Genomic DNA, 15,581 nt, shown 5'->3' on the forward strand with positions numbered 1-15,581 from the left:
AGGTGAAAGTATGACACGTTATAAAGCAATTATTGCCTATGATGGTACCCATTTTAATGGTTTTCAGAAGCAACCAAATGGTCGTACTGTCCAAGAGGAAATGGAAAAAACGCTAAAGAAAATGGCCAATGGAAAAGAGATTACTGTCTTTGGTTCTGGCCGTACTGATGCAGGGGTCCATGCGATGGGGCAAGTGATCCATTTTGATTACCCTGAAGAACGACCTTTAGAACGTATGCGTTTTGCATTAGATACGCAATCGCCAGAAGATATCGCAGTTAAAGCCGTTGAGATCGTTTCAGATGATTTTCACGCGCGCTATTTAGTAAAAGAAAAAACTTACCAGTTTCGGGTCGATATTGGAAAACCACGCAGTCCGTTTCGTCGGCATTACGCAAGTTATTTCCCCTATCCACTTGATTTATCGAAAATTCAACGAGCATTGCCCGACTTAATAGGTACCCATGATTTCACTTCTTTTTGTGCTTCTGGAAGTTCAATCGAGGACAAAGTAAGAACGATCTATGAAGCAAAGATGGAAGTCAATGAGGCCGGGGATGAGTTGTTATTTACTTTTCGTGGGAATGGTTTCTTGTACAAGATGATTCGGATCCTTGTCGGTACGTTGCTGAAGATTGGGAACGGGCGACTCTCAGAGGATAGTATACCCGAAATCATTGCGAAAAAAGATCGAAATGCTGCAGGACCCACAGCTCATCCAGAAGGGTTATATCTGTATGAAGTGGTGTATGATTAATAAAGACCTTTCATTCACACGTTTCGTTTAGAGAAAAAATATTTCTCTAAACGAAACGTTTTTTTATTTTTTTATGAGTTTTAACTATCTAAAAAATAATAACAGTAACACGATATTACTAGCATCTAAGTAGCTAAATGATCAATTTTATAGAAATATAAAATAACTATTATTTAAAATAACAACCGAAATAACATAAAGTATATAAAAAAGAAAAAGTTGTTGCTAAAGAGAGGATTCTTTTCTTTATAATAGAACCTAATGAGCGAAAGGAGAATAAATGATATGAGCAATGAAAAATTAGATCAGAATACTTTAATCAGCATACTGGGAGAAGTAAATGAGGCAACACCAGAACCAGCAAAAAATTCGGCAAATAATAATCCATCAATACTATCGAGTGCGAAGATGGAAAATTCAACTAGCATATTGGGAGAAACAACCGGTTCAAAATCGTTTATGGCTATGACAGCAGCTGAGAAAAAAATTTTTAAAAACGCTATGGGTAATATATTCCAACAAAACCTAACCATACAGCCAAAAATAGTAACACCAGATCCAGCAAAAAATTCGGCAAACAATAATCCATCAATACCATCGAGTGCGCAGATGGAAAATCCAACTAGCATATTAGGAGAAACAACCGGTTCAAAATCGTTTATGGCTATGACAGCAGCTGAGAAAGAAAATTTTAAAAATGCTATGGGTAATATATTCCAACAAAACCCATCCATACAGCCAAAAATAGTAACACCAGCCCCAACAAAAAATTCGGCAAACAATAATCCATCAGTACTATCGAGTGCGAAGATGGAAAATTCAACTAGCATATTGGGAGAAACAACCGGTTCAAAATCGTTTATGGCTATGACAGCAACTGAGAAAGAAATTTTTAAAAACGCTATGGGTAACATATTCCTAAAGAACCTGCCCATACATCAGACAACAGTAATACCAGTGCCAATAACAAAGGAATCGTCAAAAACTAAACCTTCTGATCAAGGAGAGCATAGAAGAAAATTCGTTGATGTATTAAACCAAATAAAGTTAAACAATCCAGTAGCACAAGAAAAAACAGCAGAGTCTGCAAAAAAAGAATTTACAGAAAACACCTCTTTGATATTACCGAGTGAGGAGAAGTCAGGACAACCCGAGTCAACAAGAACAGATCTTACGGAAAACACTCCTTCGAAACTATTGAGCGAAGAGAAACCAAAACAACCCGAACCAGCAAAAAAAGATTTTATGGAAAACACTCCTCCGGCATTAACGAATGAGGAGAAACCAAAACAACCCATGCCAACAAGAACAGATCTTACGGAAAACACTTCTTCAAAACTACAAGGTGAACAAAAACTGCAACGATCAAACTTTGATAATGTATTAAACCAGTTAATGTTAAATAAACTAACGGCACAGAAAATATCAGTAGGACAAACAGTAGAAAACTCGGCAGACGATAATCCTTCGAAATTATTGAGCGGAGAGAAACCAAAACAACCCGAGCCAGCAAAAAAAGAATTTACAGAAAACGTCCCTTTGACATTACCGAGTAAGGAGAAGCTAGAGCAACCTGAGCCAACAAGAACAGATCTTACGGAAAACAATTCTTCGAAACTAGAAGTTGATCAAGAAAAACATAACAATAAAACCAATCAACTGGTACCAAAAACAAATGTCAAAGCGTTAACTAAGTTTTTTGAAACAAAGAGTTCTATAAACGAAGCTTGTGATAGAGCAAAACAAGGTGCGGAGTTAGAAAAAAATAGAATTTCCCAAAATACTGTGACAAATGGACAATCTTTATCTAGGTAATAGCTGATAATCAACCCTTAAATAAAGAATTCAGATGGATTTTATACGGCTAGTGAGTACGCCTGTTGTTTAATTATTTGAGAACGTACCATAGCTACTCAAGGTGAGCCATTTTTGTAGGATAGAATGCTTCAATTCATGATTTTGTTTTATGAATATGCGAATCGAGTTCAGTACTCAGCTAAATATTGGAAGAGTAGATATGAAAAATAATGACTAGATATTAAGTTAGACGATGTGTACGAATGTCGAACATTTTTACTAAGCGAAACATAAATTTTAAAAAAAAGAAAAAATAGGTAAAGGAATGATTGGATTTTAGTATACAATATGGACTAACTTAACGGAGGGAGATTTTTTAATGGAAAATAATCAGGAAACATTGAAGACTATACATGGAGACCTTATAGCGATAGCTAACAATCTAGGATTTTATGATAGCGAAACATTTCATAAAAAAATAAGTGAAGAAACAAAGAAAACGTTATCGAAAGACAATAAGCAATTAACCAAAGAAAAACTAGAAGTAGCAGTGATGAACTTAACTGAAATGATACCGAATACTATAAAAACTAAACTAAAGGCAGATGAAAGGCTAGTAGCAAGTAAAAGCGCACGTTTATTTACACGTGCTGTAAGCGAAAAAAAGCAAGATTCAGATGGTATTTTACAAGATATACTAGCATATAACAAAAGTATTAGTGATGGAGTGGAATCACTGAAGAAAGCTATACCGCATGAAAGAGAACAGCTAATTAGTTCAATTGAAGAAGGTTGGGAAGCTGCTAAGAACAATTTGAACCTATTAAAAAAAGACGAGGGTATTGCTCCTGATGGAATGACTAACACTGCAGTAATAGAATCTCTATTATTTCAGAGAAAGAATTTTTTAAATACATATCACATGATACATCAAGTAAGGGAACAACTTGGTTTAAAACAAATTCGAAGGCAAGATTTAAGTGTTGGTGCTAATAGCCAAAACTCTTCGGTTAGTTTAGCAGAAGTGGTTAAAATGAAATTTAAAGAATTCCAAAAGAAACAACAAGAGAGTCTAAAAAACAATTCAGAGGACAACACAATACATAGTTCCCAACTTACGAGTCAAGGACAAAACGGAAATCATGCTGTTGAGGATAATGGGTATGACGAACCAGTTGAATATGGTGAAGTAGGCATTTATGGGGAGAACAAAAATCCTGAGGAGCTAACTACTCGTTCAAGTGCTGTTGATGATAATGGGTATGACGAACCAGTTGAATATGATGAAGTAGGCATTTATGGGGAGAACGAAAATCCTGAGGAGCGAACTACTCGTTCAAGTGCTGTTGCTGCTCATGTGTATGGCGAACCAGTTGAATATTATGAAGTAGACATTTATGGGGAGAACGGGAATCCTGAGGAAGTAAGTTTAGAGCCAACTCCTCGTCCAAGTAATGCTTCTACCACGTCTTCAATATCTTTTAGCATCTATGATGAAGTTGCGGATATTAATAATGATTATGAAGTCGTAGATAATAACCGGGATCAAGGGCCAAAACCGGAACTTTGGCAATCCATGAACTCTTTAAGAAATGAAAAGCAAAAACTATATAAAGAGATCATTCAGTTATCTAAAGAACATAAAGTAGGTACAAAAGAATTTTCTGAAAAAGTAGAGAGATTACTAGATATTCGCTATAAAATCGCCATAAAAAAAGAACTGATTCAAAAGGTTGGTTTTGATTTCACAAAAATTTTAAATAATTCTAAATTTTTAGGTAGAGACAATCCAGACATGATAAACAAATATGATGATGCAATCAGTAATTTTATAAACCAAACGAAAACTAATATACCACAAGTAACAACTGACAATACTAAAGATGAGAATAAGAAAAAAAGAGCTAAATTATATCAGAAAATGAAACATCAATTTAATACCAATCAAACATTGTCTGGAAGAGAATCAGCTGCACAGATTTATCCACTTATAGTAGAAGTATTGAACAAAAATATACCTAATAACCTATCGACCTATGATTATTACGATTTGAGTAAAAGTAAAACGTTGAAAAAGGCCGGTCTTCATAAATGGGGAAATGTTGAGAAGATATTGGATGCTTCGAATCGATTAAAGTTTAATTATCCGTCACCAGATACTAAAAACTTGCAGTACGTTAAACAAAGCAAAAAAGAGTTAAAGGAACTTGAATTGGTTTTCAATAAACAAGTTACTAAATTTTATAAGCTTTTTAAAAATGCTAAAACTTCACTAAATAAGGATGTGCATGAAAAAGAATTCATCACTAATCTAAGCAACTTACGTGACATCCATCATCAACTTGAGACTAGAAAAACGATCGAACACATGCTTGGGATGGACTATGAGAAATTTTGTCACAAATTTGCTGAGCGAAACAACGTTGATCCCCAAAAAATCATTCATGCATGGCAGGAGACAGCAGCAACGCAATTAAAAGATAAAAGTCCTAATCTGGTGGATGATTTTACACAGGAGGTTAGCAAAAGATTTCAGGATGTGACAAGGAGTGCTGACCCGTTATCAGTTGGGAAGTTGAATGAATTTTTTAATATGGATCTATATAAGGCTAGAATAGCGAAGAAATATTTAGACTCCAAAAAGGTTGATTATGCTCAAGATAGAGCTTGGATTATTAATAAGGTCAATTATATAAAACGATTGGATAAAGAGGGATCATATAAAAGGGCGAATGAAGAGTTCATAAAGCTACTACCAGAAATAGATAAGCTACTTAATCAATACACGCTAATCGAACAACCATTTTATCACATTAATACCCCTATTAATGAGTGTCCTACATTAAAGAACTTAGGAATTAAAGATTGCCGTGAGTATTTACCAGATCCTGTGAAAAAAATAGAACCCCTTTACGCTCAAGTGAATAAAAATAAGGGAATGAATCCAGAAAATGACCAAGGACGATTATTAAATATAATAAATGTAGCACAAAGTAAAGTACAGCAGGATGCGCAAAATCAACAACTTGATCCGTCTAAAGGAAAGCCTAGTAATGATTTATTAAGAGAGACTAGTGTCTAATTGAAATTATAAAATGTAAAACAAACAGTTAAAGAATCTAAAACCATTTTTATACCGATCCCTAAAGATTAGCTCAAAAACTAACTTCTGGGGGTCGGTAGTTTTATGAATAAATAGACAAAAAAGTAAGGGACAAAAAAAAGACACCACAACATTATAATTTACCTATGACATAGGGACTGAAAGAGCGAAGGGAGAAAAAATTTATGGAAAATAAGCAATCAATAGGACAAGGTAAGCACCATGGAAAATAAAAAAAACGATGGTATCCCTAAAGAGCAGGCAATGCGATCCGAACCAAGTATCATCAAATGACAATAAAACAATTGCAACAAACAAAAAAAAGAATTGTATAAAACTATTATTGCGTTATCTAAAAAAGGGGAGGTAAATACCGAAACATTTAAAGAAAATCTATCTAATTTGTTGGAAATAAGATATCAACTTGCAATAAAAAAAGAATTTGAACAAAGTATTGGTGTAGAGATTTCCATTTTTTATCAAAAAGAGTCATTATTTACTATGCCAGCTATAGAATCAAGTTTGGAGCAAACTTTAGAATCAATACAACCTTTAAATCAAATTTACAAAAATAAAATGACTGAACTTTATCAAAAAAACCAGCAATCATCAGAAGGTCCTTCGGTATAATTTACCATCAAAAAATAGTTTTTCTAATAGTCGACCGAAACCTGTAACTAGAAATGATCATTTACAACCAACAAATGGTGTTTCTAACAGTCGATTGGAAACTGAAACCAGAAATGATCGTTCTTTTTAACTAATAGATAAATAAAGCATCAAGAGTGACAGAAGCATTCAGCCAGGATGTATCATTTGTGTTATTTTATTTTTGGAGTTCCTAATTGGAAGACTCAGGTAAGCTCGCGTACTACGAGTAAATTCTAAAATAGATCAATCAGTTTACTGAATCCTCTGTTAATATACAGAACTTAAATTTTAAAAATAAAGAAAAAAATGGACTAGGAACCACTTGTTTTGAGTATATAATGTGAAGGACTTAGTAGGTTTATTAACGAAAGGAGAGTTATTTTATGGGAACTGAAGAAGATAAATATCTAGGAACATCAAGCTTTAACCGTATTACTTACCATCAAAGTTTTGACGATAGTTCGGATTCTGAGGATGAGTTTGAACAAGCTGCAGACCCAAGGGAGAATGCTGGGGCTAACGAAAACCAAGCCATGATCGTTGACTATAGTAAGCTAACAATGAAAGAGTTGAAACACGAGAAAGAAGATTTGTACAAAGAAATCATCCCAGCTTATGAAGAAGGGGATTTGGATACCAATCAATCGAAAGAAAAATTACGTAACTTGTTAAACATACGATACCAAATTCTTGCTAGAAATCAGCTTAAAAAACAATTCGGTATTGATGTTCACGCTTTGTATCATAAAGATCATTTGTTTGATGATCGAAGCGTAGAAGGGCAACCATTGAATCAAACATACAAAAAAAATAGTTGCTCTTTCTAATGGAATCTCAGACCCTCCAGAACAATCAGTAGATTATTTAGCTAAACCATCAAAAAAAGATCTAAAAGAAATTGGTAAGCTCTATAAGCAAATAAAGAAGTTAGAAACAAAAGATTTAGAAAAAGCAAGGAGTTTAGTTAAGATTTTGCATAACAAACTTCAACCTGAAATGTATAAAATATTACAATACCTAAACGATCGATATAGCTATGATTATTACGATCTAAGTCGAAGCAAAACTTTACAAAAAGCAAGGATACACGATATAGATAGTAAAAATATACTTATAACAAATAGCAAAGAACGTTTAACTCATAGAAGCTATAATCATAAAACATTTGACTTTGACATTCATACTAAAAATAAGAAGGAACTAAAGCAACTAGAAGAGAAGTACAATAAATCACTTGCTTCGTTGATTAAACAATCAAGAAAGCAAGAAACCTCTAGTTTGAATGAGTCTATTAAATGGACTATAGGACGACTACGTGATGTCCGTCTTCATCTTTATGTCGTAAGAAACGTGGATCGTGTTTCTAGTATTGACCTGCGCGAGTTTTGTGAAAAATATGCTCCAAGAATAGGGGAAAATCCGCAACGACTCTATCGGTCGTTTCAATTGACGCTGGCAGATCATTTAAAAACGTCGGGGACTAACTTCAGTGAACGGCAATCTATTGATAAAGAATATCAAGAATTAAAGAAAACGGATAGTGAAATAACCTGGAATGAATCGAAGAAGAAGATAACCGAACTCTGTTCTAAAATATTTCAGGTACTTGAACATAATGGCTTGATAGAAGCTAACGCCTATAAGTACAAAAATGACTTAGAAAATGCTGTTCCTGAAATTTCAAAAGAACGAAGTGAGTATGTAAAATTAGGAATAAAAGATTTGAGGAAAACAAAAAAGAAATTATATGATGAGATTATTACGGCGTATCAAAACGGGTATATAGACACTCCAAGCTTTAAAGAAAATTTACGAGATTTACTAGAAGTTCGTTACCAAATTGCAATGAAAAAAGGGTTGAAACGAAATGTTTTTATCCTAATGACAAAAGCGGAAAATTCAGTCGCAACAAAAAGCTATAATTATTACGATCTCAGCACAAGCAATACGTTAAAAAAAGCAGGTATACATAACATAGATAGTAAGATGATTCTCAGTAAGGAAAATGAATACACATTAAATGAACAAGATCAAGAATATCTTACAAAAAATGAGCAAGAATTGGAACAAGAATTAGCTGATTTGAAAAATCTGAAGAATACACTTGATAAACAATCAAGTGAACAAACAGATCCTCGGCTGAAAAAGCAAATGGAAGTGGGATTAGCTGAATTAACAGCTCAAATAGAGGACACTTCTCTTCATCATCGTGTATTGCGAGATATAAACGGATTTGTTGGTATTGACCTCCAAGAGTTTTGTGAAAAATATGCTCGAAGAGTAGGGGAAGATCCACAAAAATTACATTATATGTTTCAAAAAAAAGCAGTAGAAACATTAAAAACGTATAATGGAAATGTTGAAGAAACAAAGTCAGAATTAAAATTTGTTGCTGAGAGCTACGAGAGCATAAAACAGGATGATAAAAAAAAATACTGGAAGAAAGCGAATAGGGAGATAAACACCCTTATTTCAAAAATAAACAATGTATTTGAAACGGATAAGTTAACCGAAAATCAACACTTACAGGAACCACGATTATCTGTGGAAGAAGGACAATCAAGCAGAAGTAGCTTCGATCAATCCGCTCGCAGCTCTCAAGCCGGCTCCGAATTTTCAATTAGTAGTAGTTTATTGGATAAAGAAAATGATGCAACTCCAGAAGAAACAAATTTATATCTAGAAGCGAGAAATACTACATTAGCTAGTGAGATAAAAGGAGCAACAGACGGTTTAGGCAAACCCGCTTGTAACTTTAAAACTGGCTCCAATACTTCAAACCAGAGTAATTTAACAGATAAAGAGATTAATCCAAATCCAGAAGTAACACAGCTTAGTGGAAACAGCAAGGAAGAAGGAAAAACAGGCAGTTTAGATCAACTTACCTCTCAAACCAAAAAAACATCTTTGTTTAGAGCTACATATGCGGATATCAGAGACTTGCAAGACAACTTAATATATCAAAAAAAAGCTAGACAATTAAGTAATGAAGTGGGGAATAATGGCAAGTTTAATAACGGAGAAGTAGATAATGGAAAGGTAGATAACGGTAGGTTGAGTAATAGTCAGAAAAAAGAACTGAGAGTAATTTTAGGAAACAGTGGCACACAGGAGGCCAAAATGCATTCTACAGCATCTCCAAATCTTGTAAGCCGGGTAAATAATCCTAAGGGCGCCGTTGGGTACGACAGATGAGTAATCAATAAACCAGAACATTTAACTTTTTAACTTCGTTGAGGAATGATCAGAAATTGATGTTGGTTATGAGAGATAGAATAATTGGGACAGAAAGAAGAAAAGTTTCTTTCTGTCTTTTTTTATTTGGTAGGTTTTGCCATGACGGAACATGTTTTGTAGGTTGAAATAATAAAAATAAGCGATTGGATCCTTGACAATTCACCCTCTCTTTCCGGAGGTGGGAATTTAAATAAGGGCAGTTCATCTAATCAACAGGGTGATGTTCAACGCTTAAGAGAGCTTTTGGAGAAAAGACGTGAATCAAGTTCGAGTCTGCAATCAACGTCAAGGATTGCAGGCTCCACAAGTCCTGTAAGGAAGATAACAGAACATAATGAAATTACTGAATACGGTAGTAGATAAGTAATCAGAACTATAAGAGTCATCAACGTAAAAATCAGCGCCATCATTTCAATTTTAGAAATGATGGCGCTGATTGGATCATTAACTATGTTTATATCGCTTATTTACTTTGGGCTCTTTTTTTTGATACCACACATATAGGATAAAAAGTCCGATACAAAGAACGAACAAAATCGATCCGATGATAAAACCTTGAGGTAAGTAACTAAAAGTGACGGTATGTTTGCCTGCAGGTAGTTTGATCATTACAAAGGCATCTTTGAAGTTTTCGACTTTGACTGCCTTTCCATCGATTTTTGCGGACCAACCAGCATCATAAGGGATCGTTGTGACTAACATTCTTTCTTCGGATGTGTTGACAGTACCAGTGGCTGTTCGGCCGGTCGTTTTCATAGCAACACCATTTTCTTTGATTTGGTTCATTGCTGCTTGATAAGCAACAACATCAAGTCCAAGAACTTTAGGTTCCATAAAGCTAACCTCTTTTGTGCCATAAAAACTAGCAGAGAAAGTAACTGTTGTGTCTTGAGGATAATATCCTAGATCATAATATTGTCCAGAAATACTGATCTGAGTCTTTCGTGACACACCGTTGACAGTAATCGTGGCGGTAGAACTTTCTAATTGGGCATAGTTAGTAGGGAACAAACTTAGATAAGCTTGTGTGTTTGCTGGTACACGCACTTCCCAAGTGAGCGTTTTGGGCTGGTTATTCGTGGTTTCAGAATAAGTCACCCCGGTAGACGTCTTGTTTACTGTGACGTTTTGTTGGCTTTTCAAAGTTGGTGTGTAGAAAGTAAAATACCGCTCATTTAAATCAGCCAGCCGATTGATCAAATTGGTTTGACTCGTGAGATTGTCAGTTAATGGTTGTTCCACGTGATTAATATCTAATGGTGCTGTAAAAGCTAGCGGTAAAGCATTTAGGTTTTTATAGAGTGTATAGTCACCGCTCTGACTTTCTTTCACAAAGCCATATTTGCTAAAGCTGCTGTCGTTTTTAGCAATATTATATTTTATTCCTGTAAACCCATCCATCAATAACGTATTGTTTGCGTAGCGGATATTAAGATTTGTTCCTCTTGAACGAAAGCCTAACGAATCTAGATAAGCAGAAGAGTTCCTGTTTCTAATAGAAGAAAACAAACTGATACCACTATAGCCATAGTTAATGGAATCATTAGGAGAAATCGGATCAAGATTTTCTAATCGATAAAAAGTATCCGATTCTTTTTTTGTCTGATCAACAAGTGACTTGATGCTAGGAGCAGGATCAGTATATAAGCTTCGTGAAGCATAATTCCAATCGTCTAATATCCCATGAATCATACTATTCGTATTGACACTTGCTTCTCCTGTCATCAGTAACAGTAACAATAAGCTAAGGTATTTAACGGGCTGTTTTGGTTGCTGGAAAAAGCCAATTGTTAACGCGTAAAGACTCAAGAAAACAATCGTTAAGACAAACGATGTCGTTGTAATATAAGAGTAACTATTATTAGGCTTAAGTCCCCATGCGATAGCAAAAACTGCTGCTAAAATGATGATGATACTGAGGAGTAAGCCCTGATCCTCTTTAGTTATTCGTTCCCATCCTTTGGCCGCTAACAAAAGGACGAGAAAAGAAAACAAATAGGAATAGCGGAACAAAAACATATTAGGCGCATGCATACCATGCCAAAAGAGGTTGAGTGGTACAAGATAGAAACTAGCAATTAATAAAGCAAATAAACTACCATACAAAAGTTTGTTCTTTAAGTTGATTTTTCGACTAGCAAAATAAAATAGACATAAAACTAATGGAAACAAACCAGCATAAATAAAAGGAATGGAGCCATATTTGGTTGTGTCATAGACACCGATCATGTTTTTCATGATGATATCCAAATATGAGGTAGCTTCGGTTTTTAGTGTAGTGATCTGTGTTAATGTTTCGCCATTTGATCGGAGATCCAAGACTGCTGGAAGAATAATGATCATTGATGCTCCACCAGCTAATAAGGAAGTAATCCCATAAGGTACAATCGATTTTTTGTAGAGTGACCATTTTGTAAACAGCCTTGCCATAAAATAAAGAAAAGAAAAAATACCGATCATAAAGCCCATATAAAAACTGGATAAAAAGAGCAATAAGTAACTAACAAATAATAATGTTGGTCGTTTATAATCCATGACCCGATGGATACCCAAAATAATAAGTGGAAGATAAATAAACGCATCCAACCACATAATGATTTCAGAATGAGCGGTAATGAAAGAGATCGAAGCATAGCTGACACTTAAAGCCACTTGTCCCCAACGTGGAATTTTATACGTCCGCGCAAGGATCCAAAAAGATAATCCAGCAAACCCAACTTTAAGCAGAGTTAGAAAATATAAAGCATCAGGCATCATATTATTAGGAAACAAAAGAACAAGCGGAGTAAATAATCCGCCTAAGTAATATGAAATTAAAGATAAATAATTCAGACCTAATGAGGCGTTCCAAGTATAAAAAATACTTTGCTTTCCTAATAACATGTTCCGAAAGCTTGCATGGAAATTTGAAAATTGAGAAAATGCATCACTTGCAAGAATGCTTCGGCTACTTCCTGGATAAATTCCGATACTTAAGTAAACTAACGCAAGTATCAAAAAAGGGATCAGAAAACTAGCAAAAGCATAACGACCATTTTCTTTTAAAAAAAGTTTGATTTTTGTTTTCATTGATTCATTCACCAAATTTCTATGAAATATGAAGTTATCTCTAGTTTATCATATTCATATTTTTAACTACATGAAAAGACTTGGCATTTCCAAAAAAATAAAAAAACAATAATAAATAACGTTTATTTTGAAAATAAAAGGCAAAAAAACTTATATAAACTGATTTTATAAATAATAAAATACCAGTTTTTAAAAGAATACATGTTTAATATTAAGGATTTGACAAAACCTAAAAAGCCTACAAATGATCGTTCATCCAGATCATTTGTAGGCTTTTCAACTAACTTCTTTTATGAAAAGTAAGGCATTATAATAAAAATAAAAACCGTTCACGCACCGAACGGTTCAAACTTCATTCAATTAAACGCGTGCAACTTTTCCTGACTTCAAAGCACGAGTTGACACCCAAACTTTTTTAGGTTTTCCGTCGATCATAACGCGAACTTTTTGTAAGTTAGGTTTAACAGTACGTTTTGTTGAGTTCATCGCATGAGAACGATTGTTTCCACTTTTTGTCTTGCGACCAGTAAAGTAACAAACTTTTGCCATGTAATTTTCCCCCTTTACCTCGATTTGGAGCGATAGAATAATTCAGCTCATACCAGAATAACATATCATATGAAGGGGTAATATGCAAGTGTCTTTTCATAGCAAGAATTGACAATCCATGGGAATAATTGTAAATTATACAGGACTAATTTTAAAATTTTCAGCGGTTTTTGAGTACTTTAGGGTAACTGCCTTTTATTTCGGGTGACGCTATGATAAAATATGATAGAAGAAAAATGGGAGTATTTTGCCCGTTAAGGAGGCTCATTCATGGCTGTAAAAATTCAAACGTCAGCTGGAACCATTGAAATTACCAATGATGTGATTGCAACAGTTGTTGGTGGCGCCGCAACAGATGTGTTCGGTGTTGTAGGAATGGCCAGCAAGAACCAAATAAAAGATAATATTACTGAAATTCTACGAAAAGAAAATTATTCTCGAGGAGTAGTTGTTCGCCAAGAAGCTAATGGTATCGCAGTAGATGTTTATACGATCATTAGTTATGGTACAAAAATTTCAGAAGTTTCTCGCAATGTCCAAGAAAAAGTAAAATACAACTTGGAGACATTACTAGGTGTAACAGCCAATTCTGTTAATGTTTTCGTCCAAGGTGTTCGTGTACTGCCAGACTAGGCAGAAGGCTTGCTGAATGATTCAGCAGTCGATCTGAAGGAGGATTATCTAGGTGAGTGTAACAGAAATCAGTGCAAGCCAATTCCAGGAAATGGTTCAGGCGGGCGCGAATCGTCTGCAAGTAAATGCAGAATATGTCAATTCGTTAAATGTATTCCCAGTTCCTGATGGAGATACAGGTACCAATATGAATTTATCTATGACAAGTGGAGCTAAAGCAGTTGCTGATTCTACTTCTGAAAAAGTAGGCGAGTTAGCAGCAATGTTATCAAAAGGCCTACTAATGGGAGCCAGAGGAAATTCAGGAGTTATTTTGTCTCAATTATTCCGAGGCTTTTCAAAGCAAATACCTGACGTGACAGTGTTAAACGCTGCAGATTTAGCTGCGGCTTTTACGCATGGCGTTGAGACAGCTTATAAAGCAGTCATGAAGCCTGTTGAAGGAACCATTTTGACAGTAGCTCGTGAAGCTGCAAAAGCTGGAGAAAAGAAAGCTAAAACAAGTGACGACGTTGTTGAAGTGATGACGGCTGTGGTAAAAGGTGGGAAACGTGCCTTAGCGAAAACACCTGATTTGTTACCAGTGTTAAAAGAAGTCGGTGTCGTCGATAGTGGCGGTCAAGGTTTGCTATTTGTATATGAAGGCTTCTTAAGTGCCTTGAATGGTGAGTTCAAAATGACAGAAGTCTATGAACCATCACCAGCTGAAATGGATGAAATGGTCAATGCTGAGCATCATCGCAGTGTCCAAGGTCAATTAGCAACAGAAGATATCCATTATGGTTACTGTACAGAAATCATGGTAAAAATCGGTGAAGGGCCAACCGTCGATAGCCAATTTGACTATGAAGAATTTCGTAATTACTTAGATGGAATCGGTGATTCATTATTGGTTGTTAATGATGATGAGATCATTAAGGTCCACGTGCATACCGAAAATCCAGGTGAAGTATTAAATTATGGACAAAAATTTGGTTCATTAGTAAAAATCAAAGTCGACAACATGCGTTTACAGCATGAAACGATTTTAGAACACGATGAGCAAGCGAAGCCACAAAAAGCAGCTCGTACACCTTATGGGATCGTAGCGATTGCAGCCGGTAAAGGAGTGCAAGAGTTATTTGAAAGTTTAGGAGCAAACTACGTCATTAGTGGTGGACAAACGATGAACCCAAGTACGGAAGATATCGTTAAAGCGATCAAGGAAGTCAATGCGGATAAAGTCATCGTATTACCAAACAATAAAAATATCTTCATGGCTGCGGATCAAGCGGCTGAAGTAGCAGATATCCCAGTAGCGGTCGTACCATCAAAAACGATCTCTCAAGGATTAACTGCGATGCTTTCATTTAATGATCAAGTATCGTTGGAAGAAAACAAAGCGACTATGACAGAAATGCTTGCAAGTGTCGTTAGTGGGCAGATTACTCATGCGATTCGTGACACAACCATTGATGGTGTGAAAATTACTGAGGGCGATTTCTTAGGGATGATTGATGGGAAAATCGTTATCTCAGATTCTGACATGATGGCAACTTCATTCGCTACCTTAGAAAAAATGATCACTGAAGAAACAGAAATTGTGACGATTTTAGCAGGTGAAGGTGGTTCGGTTCATCAAGCAGAAGAATTATCAGCTAAATTAGTTGAACAATATCCAGATTTAGAAATTGAAATTCATCAAGGCGATCAACCGGTTTATCCGTATTTATTCTCTGCAGAATAGAAAAGGACAATCCTTTTCGCCTGAACGAACGTTAAAAGAACGGGGGCTGTACCAGGTTG

The 15,581-nt window shown here is 35.2% G+C and carries 10 protein-coding genes; 8 read left to right on the forward strand and 2 right to left on the reverse strand.

Going from position 1 to position 15,581, the window contains the following annotated elements:
* Window positions 1-10 precede the first annotated feature (10 nt).
* The 6 genes from truA to IGL28_RS00495 all read left to right on the forward strand — a co-directional run bounded on the left by truA (window position 11) and on the right by IGL28_RS00495 (window position 9,503).
* Complete coding sequence (gene truA, locus IGL28_RS00470) at window positions 11-757, forward strand: tRNA pseudouridine(38-40) synthase TruA (RefSeq protein ID WP_010720434.1); 747 nt, start codon at window positions 11-13, stop codon at window positions 755-757.
* 285 nt (window positions 758-1,042) lie between these two features.
* Entirely contained in the window at window positions 1,043-2,572 is a 1,530-nt protein-coding gene (locus IGL28_RS00475; protein ID WP_241546314.1) for a hypothetical protein, read from the forward strand.
* A 361-nt stretch (window positions 2,573-2,933) separates the two neighbouring features.
* A complete protein-coding gene (locus tag IGL28_RS00480; protein WP_081128368.1) occupies window positions 2,934-5,636 on the forward strand; it encodes a hypothetical protein in 2,703 nt (900 codons plus the stop codon).
* A gap of 348 nt (window positions 5,637-5,984) precedes the next feature.
* Window positions 5,985-6,287 (forward strand): hypothetical protein, encoded by a 303-nt coding sequence (locus IGL28_RS00485; protein ID WP_081128366.1) that lies wholly within the window; start codon window positions 5,985-5,987, stop codon window positions 6,285-6,287.
* 404 nt (window positions 6,288-6,691) lie between these two features.
* Window positions 6,692-7,135, forward strand: coding sequence for a hypothetical protein (locus IGL28_RS00490; protein ID WP_081128365.1), 444 nt, complete (start codon window positions 6,692-6,694; stop codon window positions 7,133-7,135).
* A 145-nt stretch (window positions 7,136-7,280) separates the two neighbouring features.
* Window positions 7,281-9,503, forward strand: coding sequence for a hypothetical protein (locus IGL28_RS00495; protein WP_241546315.1), 2,223 nt, complete (start codon window positions 7,281-7,283; stop codon window positions 9,501-9,503).
* 486 nt (window positions 9,504-9,989) lie between these two features.
* On the opposite strand, the gene IGL28_RS00500 is transcribed toward IGL28_RS00495, so the two are convergent.
* Complete coding sequence (locus tag IGL28_RS00500) at window positions 9,990-12,614, reverse strand: YfhO family protein (RefSeq protein WP_081128363.1); 2,625 nt, start codon at window positions 12,612-12,614, stop codon at window positions 9,990-9,992.
* A 360-nt stretch (window positions 12,615-12,974) separates the two neighbouring features.
* Complete coding sequence (gene rpmB, locus IGL28_RS00505; protein WP_010720425.1) at window positions 12,975-13,163, reverse strand: 50S ribosomal protein L28; 189 nt, start codon at window positions 13,161-13,163, stop codon at window positions 12,975-12,977.
* A 270-nt stretch (window positions 13,164-13,433) separates the two neighbouring features.
* On the opposite strand from rpmB, the gene IGL28_RS00510 reads away from it, so the two are divergent.
* Both IGL28_RS00510 and IGL28_RS00515 read left to right on the forward strand, forming a co-directional pair.
* Entirely contained in the window at window positions 13,434-13,796 is a 363-nt protein-coding gene (locus IGL28_RS00510; protein ID WP_010720424.1) for an Asp23/Gls24 family envelope stress response protein, read from the forward strand.
* Between the two features lie 52 nt (window positions 13,797-13,848).
* The gene (locus tag IGL28_RS00515) at window positions 13,849-15,522 is read left to right on the forward strand and encodes a DAK2 domain-containing protein (protein ID WP_034698624.1); all 1,674 of its coding nucleotides are present in this window, start codon (window positions 13,849-13,851) and stop codon (window positions 15,520-15,522) included.
* Window positions 15,523-15,581 lie beyond the last annotated feature (59 nt).

Origin of the sequence: Enterococcus sp. AZ077 (assembly GCF_051714965.1) — a bacterium.
Taxonomy (GTDB): domain Bacteria; phylum Bacillota; class Bacilli; order Lactobacillales; family Enterococcaceae; genus Enterococcus_B; species Enterococcus_B hirae.

What these genes read in the sequence shown, in the direction of transcription:
- truA (WP_010720434.1), top strand. Translation starts at nt 11, where the DNA reads ATGACACGTTATAAAGCAATTATTGCCTATGATGGTACCCATTTTAAT.
- IGL28_RS00475 (WP_241546314.1), top strand. Translation starts at nt 1,043, where the DNA reads ATGAGCAATGAAAAATTAGATCAGAATACTTTAATCAGCATACTGGGA.
- IGL28_RS00480 (WP_081128368.1), top strand. Translation starts at nt 2,934, where the DNA reads ATGGAAAATAATCAGGAAACATTGAAGACTATACATGGAGACCTTATA.
- IGL28_RS00490 (WP_081128365.1), top strand. Translation starts at nt 6,692, where the DNA reads ATGGGAACTGAAGAAGATAAATATCTAGGAACATCAAGCTTTAACCGT.
- IGL28_RS00500 (WP_081128363.1), bottom strand. Translation starts at nt 12,614, where the DNA reads ATGAAAACAAAAATCAAACTTTTTTTAAAAGAAAATGGTCGTTATGCT.
- rpmB (WP_010720425.1), bottom strand. Translation starts at nt 13,163, where the DNA reads ATGGCAAAAGTTTGTTACTTTACTGGTCGCAAGACAAAAAGTGGAAAC.
- IGL28_RS00510 (WP_010720424.1), top strand. Translation starts at nt 13,434, where the DNA reads ATGGCTGTAAAAATTCAAACGTCAGCTGGAACCATTGAAATTACCAAT.